Genomic DNA, 16,167 nt, shown 5'->3' with positions numbered 1-16,167 from the left:
GACCTGACCAATCGGAAAGACGACCCTGTCATGACCTTTCTTCCCTCCCCGTTTCGCTCTGCCTTGAAACTGACCTGTGCGGCTGGCCTTCTGGTCAGCCTCTCGGCGCTGTCGGCGGCGGCTTTTGATACCCGCGCCCGCGCCGCCTATGTGCTGGATCAGGAGACCGACACGGTGCTGCTGGCCAAGAACGCCGATCTGGCGCTGCCGCCTGCGTCGATGTCGAAGCTGATGACGCTCTATGTGGCGTTTGAGGCGATCCGCGATGGCCGCCTGACGCTGGACGAGCGGCTGCCGGTCAGTGAACACGCGATGAGCTACAAGGGCTCGACCATGTTCCTCAACACCCAGGACCGGGTCCGGGTGGAGGATCTGTTGCGCGGGATCATCGTGCTGTCAGGCAATGATGCCTGTGTGGTGCTGGCCGAAGCGCTGAGCCCGGATGGCACCGAGGCGGGGTTTGCCCGCTACATGACCAAGCGGGCGCAGGAAATGGGGATGGAGAATTCCACCTTTGCCAATTCCAACGGCTGGCCCGCCGCCGGGCACCGTATGTCGGTGCAGGATCTGGCGATTCTGGCGGAAAAGCTGATCGAGGATTTCCCCCAGTATTATCCGCTGTTTGCCGAGCGGGAGTTTGAATTTGATGGCCGCGCGCCCTCCAATGTGCGCAACCGCAACCCGCTGCTGGGTCTGGGCATTGGCGCGGATGGTCTGAAGACCGGTCACACATCCGAGGCGGGATATGGTCTTGTGGGCTCCGCGGCACAGGGTGACCGACGGGTGATTTTTGTGATCACCGGTCTGGACAGCACCACCGCCCGCGCAGAGGAGGCCGAGGCCATCGTTAACTGGTCGTTTCGCCAATTTGCCAAAAAAACGGTGGCTAAAGCGGGTGTTCCGGTCGCAGAAGCCGAGGTCTGGCGCGGGGCAGAGACAACCGTAGGGCTGGTGCCTGCCGAGGATCTGAATGTGTTGTTGCCTGCGCTTGCGGGCCGCGAAATCACCGGCGAGGTGGTCTATACCGGGCCGATTGATGCCCCCATTGAGAAGGGCCAGAAGCTGGCCGAGCTGGTGCTGCAACCGGACGAGCTGCCCGAGGTGCGCCTGCCGCTGGTGGCGGAGAAGGACATTCCGACCGGCGGCTTTCCGGTGCGGGTGAAAACCGCAGCCCAGGTGCTGGTGAAACGCTTCCTCAGCGGTCCCGAGGTCAGCCAGTGACAGCAGCCAAACCTGCCGCTGGCTCCGGCGGTGCCTCTGCTTACCCCGGCCTGTTCGTGACCTTTGAGGGCATCGACGGATCCGGCAAATCGACACAATGCCGGCTGCTGGCCGAGGCGCTGGAGGCGCGTGGCCATGAGGTGGTGCTGACCCGTGAGCCGGGAGGCTCCGATGGTGCCGAGGAAATCCGCCGTCTGGTGCTGGAGGGGGATCCTGACCGCTGGTCTGCGGAGACCGAGCTGCTGTTGTTCACGGCGGCACGGCGCGACCATATGGAACGGCGGATCCTGCCTGCGCTGGCGGCAGGCAAGGTCGTGGTCTGCGACCGCTTTGCCGATAGCACCCGGATGTATCAGGGGCTGTCGCGCGGCGATCTGCGCGCCAGCGTCGACCAGCTGCACGCGCTGATGATCGGGCAGGAACCGGATCTGACCGTGCTGATCGACATGGACCCGGCCAAGGGGCTGGCCCGCGCCAAGGGGCGTCAGGGCAGCGAGGAGCGGTTTGAGGATTTCGGTCTGAATCTGCAACAGCAGATGCGCGCAGGGTTTCTAGCGCTGGCGGAGGAGTTTGCCGACCGGTTTCGCGTCATTGACGGGGACCGCCCGATTGAGCTGGTGGCCGAGGATGTGCTGGCGACCGTCACCCCGTCGCTGCCCGGCGTGACCTCAGCCGCCGCAGAGAATGGCGCGGCGAGATGAGCAAGGATGACGCCCCCCTGCGCGCGGATCAGACCGTTGGCGCGCCGCACCCGCGCGAGACGGTTCAACTGTTCGGACAGGATCAGGCAGAGCAGGATTTCCTGACCGCCTTCAATTCGGACCGGCTGCATCACGGCTGGCTCGTGACCGGACCGCAGGGTGTGGGCAAGGCGACGCTGGCCTGGCGGATCGCGGCCTTTCTGCTGGCGCAGCCCCCGGCGGAGGATGCCGGTCTGTTTGGCGCGCCGCCGCCTGCCACCTCGCTGGAGATTGGCGCGGACCACCCGGTGAAGCATCGTATTCAGGCGCTGGCGGAGCCGGGGCTGGCTTCGATCACCCGCAGCATTAACGACAAGGGCAAGCTGCGCGATCAGATCGTGGTTGACGACATTCGCGCACTGAACAAGTTCTTTGGCCTGTCGGCAACTGACGGCGGGCGCCGGGTGGTGATTGTCGATGCCGCCGACGAGATGAACACCAGCGCCGCCAACGCGCTGCTGAAGATGCTGGAGGAGCCGCCTGCCCGCACGACGCTCTTGCTGGTGTCGCATCAGCCCTCGCGGCTGTTGCCGACGATCCGGTCGCGCTGTCGCCTGCTGCGGCTGTCGCCGCTGGGGCCTGAGGATATGCTGGCCGCGCTCAATCAGGCGGGGGCCGAGCTGCCCGGTCAGGCCGATCATCTGGCCGCATTGGCCAATGGCTCTGTCGGGGCGGCGCTGCGGCTGCTGAACCTTGGCGGCCTACAGGCCTATAGCGATGTGGTGCGGCTGCTGGACAGTATGCCCCGGCTGGATCGGCAGCGCGCCATGGCGCTGGCGGAACAGGCCGCAGCGCGCGGTGCGGCCGACAAATTCGAGCTGCTGCTGACACTGATCGACACCGCGCTGGCGCGGCTGGCGCGCACCGGGGCCACCGGAATGGCACCGCAGCCGGAGGCCGCCCCGCAGGAGGCCGCGGTGCTGTCGCGGCTTTCACCAACACCGCAGAAGGCGCGGGCCTGGGCGGATCTGGCAGCGCAGGTGACAGCCCGGATGCGCCACGGTCAGGCGGTGAACCTTGACCCCGCAGCACTTGTTCTAGATACGGTTTTCAAGATGCAGGACACTGCGGCGCGCTGATCCGGGCGACCGGACCGCCCCGCAGGACGCGACAGAGAGCACAGATGACCGAGAGCCTTTCCCCCATGCCCCCGTCCATCACGGACAGCCATTGCCATCTGGATTTCCCCGATTTCGAGGGCGAGCTGGACGCGCTGATGACGCGCGCGGCAGAGGCCGGTGTCACCCGGATGGTCACTATCTGCACCAAGCTGCGCAATGAACCCACCGTGCGCGCCATCGCCGAAGCGCATGCGCCGGTGTTCTATGCCGCCGGCACCCACCCGATGAGCGCCGCGGATGAGCCGCTGGTGTCTGTTGATGAGCTGGTGACGCTGGCGCAGCATCCCAAGTTTGTCGGCATCGGCGAGACCGGGCTGGACTATCACTATACCGCTGAGAGTGCTGAGGTGCAGAAGACATCGCTCAGGACCCATATCACGGCAGCGCGAGAAACCGGCCTGCCGCTGATCATCCATGCCCGCGCGGCGGATGATGATATGGCGATGATCCTGCGCGATGAGATGGCCAAGGGCGCCTATAGCTGCGTCATGCACTGCTTCTCCTCCTCGCCCGAACTGGCACGGGCGGCGCTGGATCTGGGGTTCTACCTGTCGATGTCGGGCATCGCCGCCTTCCCCAAGAGCCAGGAGCTGCGCGATATTTTTGCCGCCGCCCCCTTGGAGCGTATTCTGGTGGAAACCGACGCGCCCTATCTGGCGCCGCCCCCCTATCGCGGCAAACGCAATGAGCCGGCCTATACCGCCCATACCGCCCGCGTGGGTGCCGAGGTGTTTGGTGTGGACTACGCCGATTTTGCCGCGCAGACGCAGGCAAATTTCGACCGGCTGTTCTGGAAAGCCGCCCAATATGAGGCTGCCGCCTGATGGGCGTGCTGCGCTTTACCATTCTGGGCTGCGGCTCCTCCGGTGGGGTGCCGCGTCTTGGCGGGCATTGGGGCGCCTGCGACCCGACCAATCCGCGCAACACCCGGCGGCGCTGTTCGCTGCTGGTGGAGCGTGAGGGGCCGGAGGGCACGACAACGGTGCTGATCGACACCTCCCCGGATATGCGCAGCCAGTTGCTGGACAGTGGTATCGGGCGGCTGGACGGGGTGGTCTACACCCATTCCCATGCCGACCATGTGCATGGCATTGACGATCTGCGCATGATCGTCTTCAACATGCGCGACCGCATTCCGGTCTATGCCGATGGCGAAACGCAGAACGCGCTGCTGTCGCGGTTCGGCTATGCCTTTGTGCAGCCCGAAGGCTCTCCCTACCCGCCCATTCTGGACCTGCGCAGCATTGATGGACCGCTGACCATCTCTGGCCCCGGTGGCGATATCACCCTGCGCCCGTTTGAGGTCAACCACGGCTCCATGGATGCGCTGGGGTTCCGCATTGGCGATCTGGCCTATCTGCCGGATGTGGCCAAGATCCCCGACAGCGCGCTGGTGGAATTGCAGGACCTGGACTGCTGGATTCTGGATGCGCTGCGCCGCAAGCCACATCCCACCCATCTGTCGCTGGACGAGGCGCTGGAGTGGATCGACCGGATGGCGCCAAAACGCGCGGTGCTGACCAATATGCACATTGATCTCGATTATGCCGAGGTCGCCGCAGAGACCCCCGATCACATCGACCCGGCCTATGACGGGATGGTGATCGAATACCCGATCTGATCCGCGTCCGCCGGTGGGCAGACCCCTCTCCCGCCGATAGGAAGGCACGTCATGTTTCAGAGCCTGATTGATGTCATCCTGCCAGTATTTCTGGTCATCGGTGCGGGGTATATCGCCACTCGGCGGGGGTATTTTCAGGCCAGTCATGTCGATGGGCTGATGAAATTCACCCAGAGCTTTGCCATCCCCTGCCTGTTGTTCCGCGCCATTGCGACGCTGGATCTGTCGGCGAGTTTCGATCCGCGCCTGCTGATCAGTTTCTACACCGGCGCCGCGGCCTGTTTCTGTCTGGGCATGGCGGGCGCGCGGCTGATTTTCAAACGCGACTGGGAAGATTGCGTGGCGATCGGGTTTTGCTGCCTGTTCTCCAATTCGGTCCTGCTGGGGCTGCCGATCACGGAACGGGCCTATGGTGCCGACAATCTGACCGGCAACTATGCGATCATCGCCTTTCACTCGCCGTTTTGCTACGGGTTGGGGATCACGGTGATGGAGATCGTGCGCAGCCGGGGCGCTGGCAGCAGCAAGACGGTGAAGGCCGTGCTGAGCGCGATGTTCAAGAATGTGCTGATCCTGGGCATCGCCCTGGGGTTTGTCGTCAATCTCTCGGGCCTGTGGATCCCGCAGGCGGTGGATGAGGCGCTGTCGCTGGTCATTCGCGCCGCCCTGCCTGCGGCGCTGTTCGCACTGGGGGGTGTGCTGGTGCAATACCGGCCAGAGGGCGATCTGCGCGCCATTGGCTTTGTCTGCGCGATCTCATTGATGGTGCATCCGGCAATTGTCTGGAGCATGGGCACGGCGCTGAAGGTGCAGCCGGATCTGTTCCGCTCCGGCGTGCTGAACGCGGCCATGGCGCCGGGGTTCAACGCCTATATCTTTGCCAATATGTATGGGCGCGCGAAACGGGTGGCGGCCTCCTCGGTGCTGATTGCGACCGGCAGCTGTATCCTGACAGTCTGGCTGTGGCTGCTGATCCTGGGCTGAGGGGGCAAACAAACAGGGGCGCCACAGCGCCCCCGATGGTCTGTTTCCATGGCGCCCGTCAGTCGCCGTCCGCCACCCCGGCCTGACGCAGCCGCGCGCGGCGGGCGCGGTAGCTGGGCAGGATCACCAGAATGGCTGCCAGCCCCAGCAGGCCGATGGTCATCGGGCGTTCCATCAGGAAGCCCAGCCCATCATAGAGCTGCATCGAGCGGGAGAAATTATCCTCCAGCATCGACCCCAGGATGAAGCCGATCAGCAAGGGCGCGAGCGGATAGTCGGCAAAGCGCAGCACCGTGGCACAGATCCCCAGCCCCACAAGGATCAGCAACTCTGTCGCATTGTTCTGCCCGATATAGGCCCCCATCAACGTAAAGAAGAAGATGAAGGGGATCAGGTAGTTGCGCGGGACCGCCAGCACCTTGGCGATATAGGGGATCAGCGGCAGATTGAGGATCAGCAGAACCAGATTGCCGACATACATCGAGATGATCACGGCCCAGAAGATCTCCGGCTCATCCACCATCAGGCGCGGACCGGGCGAAACATTGAGCGCAATCAGCGCGCCCAGAAGGATCGCAGTGGTGCCGGAGCCGGGAATGCCCAGCGTCAGCAGTGGCACAAAGGAGCCGGTGCAGGCCGCGTTATTGGCGCTTTCGGGCGCGGCGAGGCCTTTGATCGAGCCTTTGCCGAACTCTTTCTGTTCGTCCTTAGGCGCGATATTGCGCTCCACCGCGTAGCCCAGGAAGGAAGCGATGGTGGCCCCGGCCCCCGGCAGGACGCCGATCAGAAAGCCCTGGATCGACTGACGGCCAATCACCGGCGCGATGGACTTGGCCTCCGCTCTGGTGATGCGCAGATCCTTGATCTCGCTGCTGCCGCCTTCGCTGGCAGAGCGGCTGGGATCAAGCACCAGATAAAGCGCCTCCGGCAGGGCGAACATCGCCATCGCCAGCGTGATGAAACCGAAGCCCGACTGAAGATCCATAATGCCCATGGTAAAGCGGGGCATGTTGAACAGCGCGCCCTCGCCCACGGTGGCCATGATCAGGCCAAGCACCGTCATCAGCAGCGCCTTCACCACCTGGCCGGTCCCCGCAAAGGCGGCGATGGCCGACAGCCCCACCACCATCAAGGCGAAGTATTCGGCGGAGTGGAACAGCAGCGCGACGCTGGCCAGTGCAGGCGCGAAAATCATCAGCAGCACCGCACCGATGCTGCCGCCGCAGAAGGAGGAGATCGCGGCCACGGTCAGCGCCTTGCCGGCCTTGCCCTGCCGCGCCAGCGGGTAGCCATCGAAGGACGTCGCCACTGTCGAGGCCACACCCGGCGCGTTGATCAGGATGGACGAAGTCGAGCCACCGAAGATGGCGCCATAGTAGACACCCGCCAGCAGGATCAGCGCGGCAGAGGGATCACCGATGGAGATCGCCACCGGGATCATGATGGAAATGATGCTCATCGGGCCTAGGCCGGGCAACATGCCGATAAAGGTGCCGATGAGGCAGCCACCGATCACCATCAGGAGGTTACTAAAGGAAAAGGCCGTGCTGAGGCCGATCAGAATACCATCCAGCATATCAGCCCCCAGTTCCCAAGAAGAAGGGCAGCGGGCGCAGGTAGATGCCCAGCACCTGCTGCACCAGATACCAGACCACGCCAGCCGCCAGAACCGCGATGGGGATCAGGATATGCAGCTTGCGCTCGCCAAGGATCATGGCGCTGATCACCAGAAAACCAACGGTGGCGATCAGGAACCCCACCGGACGCAGCGCCAGCGCGTAGAGAACCATCATCGCCAGAAGTGCCGTGGCCTGCCCCAGCTTGTAATCCAGCAGGCGGCGGTAATCGATGTCACCCGTCTTTGGGCCTGCATCGGATTTCTGCGGCGACAGCAGGATGATCAAAGCACAGATCACCGCCAGAACCGACAGCCCCTTGGGGAAGGTGCTGGGCCAGATGGCATTGAATTTCATGAACGGCGGCAGCCCTTCGTCCATGGTGAAAAAGGCCGTGTAGCCATAGGCGAGGCTGATCATGAGGATGACCAGCGCGATCCATCGGTCGAGCGCCATGAGGCTCTCCCCCCCTTTGGTGAGATATGTTCAGAATGAAACCTGAGAGGCAGCGCGGCTCCTCCCGAAGATCTGCGCCGCCGGTTTCTGTCGTCAGAGGCGGGCGCCCGACACCTCTCGGACCGGACGCCTGTCTGCTCTGCCAGACTTAGAGGAAGCCGAGTTCCTGCATCAGGCTCTTGATGACTTCTTCCTGACCTTCCAGGAAGCTGACGAAATCATCGCCGCTGTTGTGGATGTTGACCCACCCGTTGCGGGCGCGGACCTCTTCCCATTCGGGGGTGTCATACATCTTGGCCAGGGCCGCGCGATAGGCGTCGACCTTTTCCTGCGGAAGGCCGGGGGCGCCAAAGAAACCGCGCCAGTTGACGAAGGTTGCGTCGATCCCCTGTTCTTTCATCGTGGGGGCGTCTGCATAGGCCGGCACGCGGTCCTCGGCGGTGACGCCGATGATTTTCACCTCGCCTGCGTTGGCCAGATCAATCGCCTCGGAGAAACCGGTGGAGAGTGCTGCGATTTCACCGGACAGCAGCGCCGCCATGGCAACCCCGCCTGCATCGTAGGGGATGTATTTCACCGCCGTCGGCTCTTCGCCTGCGGCCTTCATCACCATCGCGGCAACCAGATGGTCCATGCCACCGGGTACCGAGCCACCGCCGATGGCGGTCTTGCGCGGATCGGCCTGATAGGCGGCAATCAGATCGGACATGGAGTTGATCGAGCTGTCCTTGCCCACCACGATGGCCGCGTAATCGCCAATGGTGCCTGCGACCATGGTGAGGTCACGGAAGTTATGCGGGAAGACACCGGTCAGCGAGCGGATCACAATCGGGGTGGAGTTCACCATCAGGGTGCCGTGGTTGCTCTCGGCGTTTTCGATCAGATAGCCGATCGCCTTGCCACCGCCGCCGCCGGACATGTTCTCGTAGGAGGCATTGCCCACAAGCCCCGCCTTGGTCAGCGCCTCACCGGTGCCGCGCGCGGTGCCGTCCCAGCCGCCGCCTGCGCCGCCGGGGATCAGAAAGTGGATGCTGTCCACCATTTCATCCGCAGAAACCGGCGCCGCAAAGGCCAGTGTCGCAGCGGTCACGGCCATCAGGGCGCGCCGGGTCAAAGTCATTTTCATCTGTTTGTCCTCCCATTTGACAAATGGCGGCTTGGCCGCTCATGACTGGAAGGGAACACGTTAAGCTGACACAAACCTGTCACACCCGATGCAGCCGCCACCTGCCCGGCCACCTGGATGAATGGACTCCTATGCGCTTCTTGCTGGTTGAAGACAATCTGAGCCTTGCGGCCGCCGTCGAGGACCGGCTGCGGATGGATGGCCATGTGGTGGACCATGCCCCGGATCTGGCGGTGGCGGATGACTATGCGGCGACCGCGGATTACGATTTGATTTTACTGGATATTATGTTGCCAGACGGGGATGGCCGCAGCTTCTTGAAATCCCATCGCAACCGTCAGGGCACAACGCCGGTGATTGTGCTGACGGCACGGTCCGAGGTATCGGACAGGGTTGGTGTGCTGGATCTGGGGGCGGATGACTACATCACCAAACCCTTTGATTTTTCCGAGCTGGAGGCGCGTTGCCGGGCGGTGCTACGGCGCCATGGTGGCGGCAGTTCCAACCAGAAACGATTCGGTGCGCTGATCTTTGATCCGCTTGCCGGAACCCTGACGGTGGGCGGCAGAACCGTATCGCTGCGCAACAAGGAGCTGCGGCTGCTGGAGATTTTCATCAACGCGCCGGACCGTATCTTTTCCAAGTCGAAACTGGTGGACCGGTTGTTCTCCTATGAGGAGGACGTTTCGGAAAATGCGATCGAGGTCTATGTGGCGCGGCTGCGCAAGCATCTGGCCGGATCTGAGGTGGAGATCACCACGGTGCGCGGCCTTGGCTACCGGATGTCGCTTGCATGAGCGAGGCCATCCGCACCAGTGGGTCGATCCGGCGGCGTCTGACGCTGCAACTGGTGGGGAGTGCGGCCTTTCTGGCGTCGCTCTTGTTCTTTATCGTGCTGGTCTTCACCCGCGATGTGTCGCAGCAGACCCATGACAGCATTCTACAGGCCTCGGCCACCTCGATCATGGATTCCGTTTCGGTCCGCTCGGGCGATGTGACAGTGGATATCCCCTATGCGGCGCTGTCGATGCTGGGCAACGTGAGCAATGACCGGGTATTTTATCGCGTGGCGCAGGATCAGCTGGTGCTGACCGGTTACGACGACCTGCCCCGACCCGACCCGTTGCCGCGACAGGGGGCGCCCCGGTTTCAAACGCTGAGCTACAAGGGCGACAGCATTCGGATGGTGACGCTGGCGCGGCGGGTTTCGCTGGGCGGGCAGGCATCCGACCTGATTATTTCGGTGGCGCAGACCCGCGAGGGGCAATCGGCGCAGCTGGCGCAGCTGACACGCCGCGCCTTGCAACTGGGGGTCGGTTTCTTTGTCATTGCCGCAGTCCTCGCGATCTGGGCGGCGCAATCCAGTGTGCGGCCGCTGGCCGAACTTGCCGGGGCGGTGTCGCGGCGCGGGCCCAAGGATCTGCGCCCGGTGCGCAGGCCCGTGCCCTCGGAGATGATCCCGCTGGTGTCCTCGCTCAACCGGTTTATCGACCGACTGCGGATTTCGCTGTCTCGGTCGGAGGATTTCATCGCCGAGGCCGCGCACCGGGTGCGCACGCCGCTGGCCACTGTGCGCACGCAGGCGGAGATCACGCTGCGCCGGGTTGAGCGGGACGAAAACCGCGCCTCGCTGCGCGAGATGATCCGCGCAATTGACGAAAGCTCGCGCGCGGCGGGTCAGCTGCTGGATCATGCGATGGTGACCTTTCGCACTGACAGCCTCTTGCGCGAAGAGGTGGATCTGGGGGCCCTCTGCCGGGAGCTTCTGAACCGGCTTCGTCCGATTGCCGAGCTGAAGGACATCGCGCTGCATTGCGACCTGCCGCAGACACCGGCCCTGTCGGGTGATCCGATCCTGATCCAGAACGCGGTGCGCAACCTCTTGGACAATGCAATCAAATATGCGCCGGGCGAAAGCGACGTGCAGGTGATCCTGCGCCGGGAGGGACAGGCGCTGCGGCTGAGCATCATCGATGAGGCCGGTGGGTTTCCGGATGGCGACACCGACGCGCTGACCGCGCGGTTTGCCCGTGGCACAAACGCCGAAGGCACCATCGGCTCCGGACTTGGCCTTACCATCGCGCGCGAGGTGGTTGAGGCCCATGGCGGACGGCTGCGCATTGCCCCCAGCGAGGCCACCACCGGCCCGCCAGCGGCGGCCCCAAGACGGGAGGGATCATGCGTATCCTTGTATTTTCCGCTGTCGTGAGCCGCCCGGTGCGGGGTCTGTGTCTGGCGCTACTGGCGCTTGTTCAGCTGGGGATCGCAGCGCAGGCGTTTGAGATCGAAGATCGCCGTCGCTTTGGGCCTGCCGCAGCCGAGGCGGCACCGGATCTGCTGCGGGTTCTGTCAACCACAGACACCGATCTGCTGGCGCCGCTTGTCGATAGCTTCCTGCGGACGCGACCGACCGTGGTGGTGGACTATGTTGCTGTCAGCAGTGCCGAGCTGATGCGGGCGGTCGTGGAGGAGAACGCGCCGTTTGATCTGGCCGTTTCCTCGGCGCTGGATTTGCAGACCAAACTGGCCAATGACGGCTATACGCTGGCGCACCGCTCCACCACGACGGCGCAGCTGCCGGTCTGGGGCAACTGGCGCGATCATGTCTTTGCCTTCTCGCAGGAGCCTGCGTCGATTGTGCTGTCGCCGGCGGCCTTTGAGGGGCTGGAGATGCCGCGCAGCCGGCAGGCGCTGATGTCGCTCTTACGGCGATACCCCAACCGGTTCCGGGGCCGCATCGGCACCTATGATGTCGAGACCAGCGGCCTTGGCTATCTGTTTGCGACGCAGGATCTGCGCACCTCAGAGAGTTTCTGGCGGATGATGGAGATTTTCGGCAGTCTTGACCTGCGGCTCTATTGCTGTTCCGGCGAGATGATCGAGGCGGTCGCGCGGGGAGATCTGGCGATTGCCTATAACGTGCTGGGCAGCTACGCCCGCGCGCGGGATGATCTGGCGGATCGGATCGAGATCGTGGATCCGCAGGATTACACCAACATGATGCTGCGCACCGCCGTGGTGCTGAAGGGGGCAGAGCGGCCGGATCTGGCCGGCGCCTTTATCGACCATCTGCTGCGCGCGGCCTGGGGAAGCAGCCGCGATCCGGCCTATCCGTTCCCAAGGTATCCAACCGGGGCCGCCAGTCCCGAGGCGGCGCTGCGCCCGATCCAGATGGGACCGGGGCTGCTGGTGTTTCTGGACCGGCTGAAACGGGCGCGTTTTATCGAAGAATGGCGCAGCACCGTGTTGCAGAAATAAGCCCGCCTGCCGCCCGCACCGCTCAACGATAGAGCAGCGACTGGCCGTTGTGGAACAGATGCAGCTTGGCCGGGTCGGCGTAGAGCCGCACAGAGGAGCCGCGCAACCCCTTGTGAATGCCGGGGAGTTTCGCAATCAGGGGATCCTTGCCCTCGCCTGCGGCGATGTAGAGCACCGTCACCTCACCCAGAGCCTCCACAATATCGACGCGGCTGTCGATCAGCGCGCCGCCTGTGCCGGTTTCGACCAGATCCTCGGGCCGGACGCCGACATTCACCGCGAGCCCCTGATCGGCGTCGGTCGTGGGGATATCGGCGATGACCTCTTCCCCACTGTTGAGCCGCACGGTGGTGCGTGGGCCAGTGGCGATCACAGTGCCGGGAATGAGGTTCATTGCGGGCGAGCCGATGAACTGGGCGACAAATTCATTCTCCGGGCGCTGGTACAGCTCCAGTGGCGTGCCGACCTGTGCGATGCCTTTGTCGGCCAGAACCACAATGCGGCTGGCCAGCGTCATCGCCTCCACCTGATCATGGGTCACATAGATCATGGTGCTGTCCGGCATCGCCTCTTTCAGCTGGGCGATTTCGATCCTTGTGGCGACCCGCAGGGCCGCGTCCAGATTTGAGAGTGGCTCGTCAAAGAGATAGACCTTCGGATCACGCACGATGGAGCGACCGATGGCGACCCGCTGGCGCTGCCCGCCCGACAGCGCCTTGGGCAGGCGGTCGAGATAAGGCTCCAGCTGCAGGATCTTGGCGGCGCGGTCGATGGCGGCGTCGATCTCAGGCTTGCTCTTCTTGGCGATTTTCAGCGCAAAGGCCATGTTGTCGCGAACGGTCATATGCGGATAGAGCGCATAGGACTGGAACACCATCGCGATGCCCCGCTGGGCGGGCGGGATATCATTCATCACCGCATCGTCGATTTCCAGCGTGCCGCCGCTGATCCGCTCCAGCCCCGCGATCATCCGCAGCAGGGTGGATTTGCCGCAGCCAGAGGGGCCGACAAAGACGATCAGCTCCCCCTGTTTGATATCGAGATTGATATCTCTCAGGACCTCGACGCCGCCCCCGTAGGTCTTGGCGACATTGGTCAATTTCAGGTTTGCCATCTACTGGTCCCTCCCCTGCTCGTCGTTTCTGTCAGACCCGCACCGCAAGGCAGGCCTGCCACGGTGCCAGCGCGACACGGGCGCCGCTTTGCGGCAGGTCGGCCAGGGCGATGTCGGTGTCGGGCCTGCGCCATGTGCCCTCCGGCAGGGTGATCTCTGCCGGGGTGTCCCCCAGATTGAAAGCGCAGAAGATCACCTCGTCGCGGTCTTGACGGGTGAAGAAGGCGACATTGCCCTCTGCCCGCAGCTGATCATGAGTGCCCACCGCGAGCGCCGGATGTGCCTTGCGCAGGGCGATGGCGCGGCGGTAGTGGTGCAGCATGGCCTGCGGGTCGGCTTCCTGACTGGCGACGCTCAGGCTGAGATGCTCGGGCGAGACGGGCAGCCATGGCTTGCCTTCGCTGAAGCCGCCTGCGCTGTTTGACGGTTCCCAGACCATTGGCGTACGGCAGCCGTCGCGGCCCTTGAATTCGGGCCAGAACTCAATGCCATAGGGGTCCTGCAGATCTTCAAAGGCGATGTCTGCCTCTGGCAGGCCCAGCTCCTCGCCCTGATAGATGCAGGTGGTGCCGCGCAGGCACATCATCATGGTGGTGAACAGGCGCTGCGCCTCCGGGCTGAGATCCCAGCGGCTGCTGTGGCGGATCACATCGTGGTTGGAAAACGCCCAGCAGGCCCAGCCATTTGCGGCCACACGGTCCACCTCGGCAAAGACTTCGGCCAGCCGGGAGGCGGTCAGCACATCCTTGGCCAGGAGTTCAAAGGCGTAGCACATGTGAACGCCGCTGTTGCCTGCCGTGTAGCTGCCCATGATCTCAAGACCGCGCTGCGCGTCGCCCACCTCGCCCACGGCCGCCTTGGCCGGGTATTCATCCAGAAGCGCGCGGAACCGGCCCAGGAAAGCCAGATTTTCCGGCTGGTTCTTGGAGTAGAGATGTTCCTGGTGATTATAGGGGTTTACCGAGGGCGCGATGGTGGCATTGCGCTGCTCTGGCGGCAGGGCCGGGTTTGAGCGCAGCTCAGCGTCGTGGAAATAGAAGTTGATGGTATCCAGACGGAAGCCATCAACGCCGCGCTCCAGCCAGAAGCGGGTCACATCCAACAGCGCGTCCTGCACGGCGGGGCAGTGAAAATTCAGATCCGGCTGCGAGACAAGGAAGTTGTGCAGGTAATACTGCTCCCGCCGGGGATCCCATTGCCAGGCAGAGCCGCCAAAGATCGACAGCCAGTTGTTCGGCGGCGTGCCATCGGGCTGCGGGTCGGCCCAGACGTACCAGTCAGCGCGGGCATTGTCGCGGCTCTGGCGGCTTTCGCCGAACCACGGGTGCTGGTCAGAGGTATGCGACAGCACAAGATCAATCATCACCCGCAGGCCCAGGCCGTGCGCCGTCGCGACCAGCTGGTCAAAGTCGGACAGGCTGCCGAACATCGGATCGACGTCGCAATAGTCGGAGACGTCATAGCCGAAATCCTTCATCGGGGAGGTGAAGAATGGCGAGATCCAGATCGCATCCACCCCAAGCGAAGCAATATGCGGCAGGCGCTGGGTGATGCCTCTGAGGTCACCGATGCCATCGCCGTTGCTGTCCTGATAGCTGCGCGGGTAAATCTGATAGATCACCGCACCGCGCCACCAATCGGGGTCAGCGGCGAGAACCTGTGCCGGGTCGAGTTGAGCTTGAGCGTTCATATCAGCTGTTTCCATAGTCTGTAGAGTAAGAGGCAGGACCGGTGTGATCCGGCCTGCGGATCACGTCACTTGACCGAGCCTGCAAGGAGGCCACGGACGAGGTATTTCTGCATGGCAAAGAAGACACCGAGCGGCACCGCAATCGAGACAAAGGCGGAGGTTGCGAGGATCTCCCAATTGCCGCCACGGGTGCCCAGCAGCTCAACGATCTGTTTGGTCATCACGGTGGTTTCCCCGGTGGCGTCGATCAGGAACACCATGGCCACCAGAAGGTCGTTCCAGGTCCACAGGAACTGGAAGATCGCAAATGAGGCCAGCGCCGGAAAGGACAGCGGCAGGATGATGCGGGTGAAGATCATGAAATCGGTCGCGCCATCGACACGGGCATTTTCGATGATATCGCGTGGAATGCCGACCATGTAGTTGCGCAAGAGGTAGATGGCGAGCGGCAGGCCAAAGCCGGTGTGGGCCATCCAGACGCCGATGTAGCCTTTGCCGATGCCGATCTCATTGTGGAATTTCAGTAGCGGGATCAGCGCCAGTTGCAATGGCACCACCAGCAGGCCAACGATGGCAGCCACCAGCAGGGCGCGGCCCGGAAATTCCATCCACGCCAGCGCATAGGCCGCGAAGGCGGCAACAAGGATCGGGATGATGGTTGCCGGAATGGTGACGGTCAGCGTGTTGAAAAATGCCTTGGCCATATTGTCGGTTGAATTGCCGGAGATGAGCACTGTTTCATAGTTCTCCAGCGTGAATTCCGGCGGCACGGTTGCGGTGACAAACACCCGGGGGCCGCGCTTGCCGCTGATTTCCTCGGTGCTTTCCAACCGGTAGGCGCCATCTGCCGCAACCGACAGGGTGCCGCCACGGCGCAGCTCGGCCGTTTCACCGGGCTGATAGGCGGCAGGCTCGCGCGCCGAGGTGCCCCAGGCGGAAATCTCGCTGCTGGTGTCTTCGGCAAAGAGGCGGCCCTCAATCACAAAGAGATCTCCCTGTCGCAGCTGTTCGCTGGGCGGGTCAATGCGCAGGGTCAGGTTCTGTTCACTGGGGAACATCGCGCGCCACCAGCCGCTGGTCGCGATCTGATCGGCGGTGCGGAAGGAGGACACCAAGAGGCCCAGCGTCGGGAACAGCCACAGCCCCACGAGCAGCACCACAGAAAGGCGTAAGGCCCAGGTCAGCGCAGGTTTTTGTCCGGCAATCATTGTCATGGCGGT

The 16,167-nt window shown here is 63.5% G+C and carries 15 protein-coding genes; 9 read left to right on the top strand and 6 right to left on the bottom strand.

The window, feature by feature from the left end; genetic code table 11:
• The first annotated feature begins 30 nt into the window (after positions 1-30).
• Genes VWY75_RS05020 through VWY75_RS04995 form a run of 6 tightly spaced genes read left to right on the top strand, consistent with a single transcriptional unit; the run spans position 31 to position 5,687 of the window.
• Positions 31-1,221: a D-alanyl-D-alanine carboxypeptidase family protein gene (locus VWY75_RS05020; protein WP_340544874.1), complete on the top strand. Its 1,191-nt coding sequence runs from the start codon at positions 31-33 to the stop codon at positions 1,219-1,221.
• Positions 1,218-1,922 (top strand): dTMP kinase, encoded by a 705-nt coding sequence (gene tmk / locus VWY75_RS05015; protein ID WP_416539275.1) that lies wholly within the window; start codon positions 1,218-1,220, stop codon positions 1,920-1,922. Before VWY75_RS05020 ends, tmk begins: the two co-directional genes overlap by 4 nt.
• A complete protein-coding gene (locus tag VWY75_RS05010; RefSeq protein ID WP_416539274.1) occupies positions 1,919-3,040 on the top strand; it encodes a DNA polymerase III subunit delta' in 1,122 nt (373 codons plus the stop codon). Before tmk ends, VWY75_RS05010 begins: the two co-directional genes overlap by 4 nt.
• A gap of 44 nt (positions 3,041-3,084) precedes the next feature.
• The gene (locus VWY75_RS05005; RefSeq protein ID WP_416539273.1) at positions 3,085-3,906 is read left to right on the top strand and encodes a TatD family hydrolase; all 822 of its coding nucleotides are present in this window, start codon (positions 3,085-3,087) and stop codon (positions 3,904-3,906) included.
• Positions 3,906-4,703: an MBL fold metallo-hydrolase gene (locus VWY75_RS05000; RefSeq protein ID WP_340544870.1), complete on the top strand. Its 798-nt coding sequence runs from the start codon at positions 3,906-3,908 to the stop codon at positions 4,701-4,703. Before VWY75_RS05005 ends, VWY75_RS05000 begins: the two co-directional genes overlap by 1 nt.
• A gap of 51 nt (positions 4,704-4,754) precedes the next feature.
• Entirely contained in the window at positions 4,755-5,687 is a 933-nt protein-coding gene (locus VWY75_RS04995; protein WP_340544869.1) for an AEC family transporter, read from the top strand.
• A 58-nt stretch (positions 5,688-5,745) separates the two neighbouring features.
• Here VWY75_RS04995 and VWY75_RS04990 read toward each other — a convergent pair whose 3' ends face one another.
• The 3 genes from VWY75_RS04990 to VWY75_RS04980 all read right to left on the bottom strand — a co-directional run bounded on the left by VWY75_RS04990 (position 5,746) and on the right by VWY75_RS04980 (position 8,885).
• Positions 5,746-7,263 carry a tripartite tricarboxylate transporter permease gene (locus tag VWY75_RS04990; protein WP_416539272.1) on the bottom strand — a complete coding sequence of 506 codons (1,518 nt, stop codon included), beginning with the start codon at positions 7,261-7,263 and terminating at the stop codon, positions 5,746-5,748.
• 1 nt (position 7,264) lies between these two features.
• Positions 7,265-7,759: a tripartite tricarboxylate transporter TctB family protein gene (locus tag VWY75_RS04985; RefSeq protein ID WP_416539271.1), complete on the bottom strand. Its 495-nt coding sequence runs from the start codon at positions 7,757-7,759 to the stop codon at positions 7,265-7,267.
• 148 nt (positions 7,760-7,907) lie between these two features.
• On the bottom strand, positions 7,908-8,885 hold the full coding sequence (locus tag VWY75_RS04980) for a Bug family tripartite tricarboxylate transporter substrate binding protein (protein WP_416539270.1): 978 nt from the start codon (positions 8,883-8,885) through the stop codon (positions 7,908-7,910).
• A 131-nt stretch (positions 8,886-9,016) separates the two neighbouring features.
• On the opposite strand from VWY75_RS04980, the gene VWY75_RS04975 reads away from it, so the two are divergent.
• Genes VWY75_RS04975 through VWY75_RS04965 form a run of 3 tightly spaced genes read left to right on the top strand, consistent with a single transcriptional unit; the run spans position 9,017 to position 12,143 of the window.
• A complete protein-coding gene (locus VWY75_RS04975; protein WP_260090142.1) occupies positions 9,017-9,682 on the top strand; it encodes a response regulator transcription factor in 666 nt (221 codons plus the stop codon).
• Positions 9,679-11,094, top strand: a complete 1,416-nt coding sequence (locus VWY75_RS04970; RefSeq protein WP_416539269.1) for a sensor histidine kinase N-terminal domain-containing protein — start codon at positions 9,679-9,681, stop codon at positions 11,092-11,094. Before VWY75_RS04975 ends, VWY75_RS04970 begins: the two co-directional genes overlap by 4 nt.
• A complete protein-coding gene (locus VWY75_RS04965) occupies positions 11,064-12,143 on the top strand; it encodes an ABC transporter substrate-binding protein (RefSeq protein WP_416539268.1) in 1,080 nt (359 codons plus the stop codon). The genes VWY75_RS04970 and VWY75_RS04965 overlap by 31 nt, the downstream gene beginning before the upstream one ends.
• A 22-nt stretch (positions 12,144-12,165) precedes the next feature.
• On the opposite strand, the gene VWY75_RS04960 is transcribed toward VWY75_RS04965, so the two are convergent.
• The 3 genes from VWY75_RS04960 to VWY75_RS04950 form a co-directional block, all read right to left on the bottom strand.
• Positions 12,166-13,257, bottom strand: a complete 1,092-nt coding sequence (locus VWY75_RS04960; RefSeq protein ID WP_340544861.1) for an ABC transporter ATP-binding protein — start codon at positions 13,255-13,257, stop codon at positions 12,166-12,168.
• Between the two features lie 31 nt (positions 13,258-13,288).
• Positions 13,289-14,947, bottom strand: a complete 1,659-nt coding sequence (locus VWY75_RS04955) for an alpha-amylase family glycosyl hydrolase (RefSeq protein WP_416539267.1) — start codon at positions 14,945-14,947, stop codon at positions 13,289-13,291.
• Between the two features lie 65 nt (positions 14,948-15,012).
• Positions 15,013-16,161 (bottom strand): carbohydrate ABC transporter permease, encoded by a 1,149-nt coding sequence (locus VWY75_RS04950; RefSeq protein WP_416539266.1) that lies wholly within the window; start codon positions 16,159-16,161, stop codon positions 15,013-15,015.
• Positions 16,162-16,167 lie beyond the last annotated feature (6 nt).

The organism is Phaeobacter sp. JH20_08 (genome assembly GCF_048056635.1).
Taxonomy (GTDB): Bacteria; Pseudomonadota; Alphaproteobacteria; order Rhodobacterales; family Rhodobacteraceae; genus Phaeobacter; species Phaeobacter bryozoorum.
Note: the sequence above shows the minus strand (reverse complement) of the source record. Positions and strands in the feature narration are given on the sequence as shown.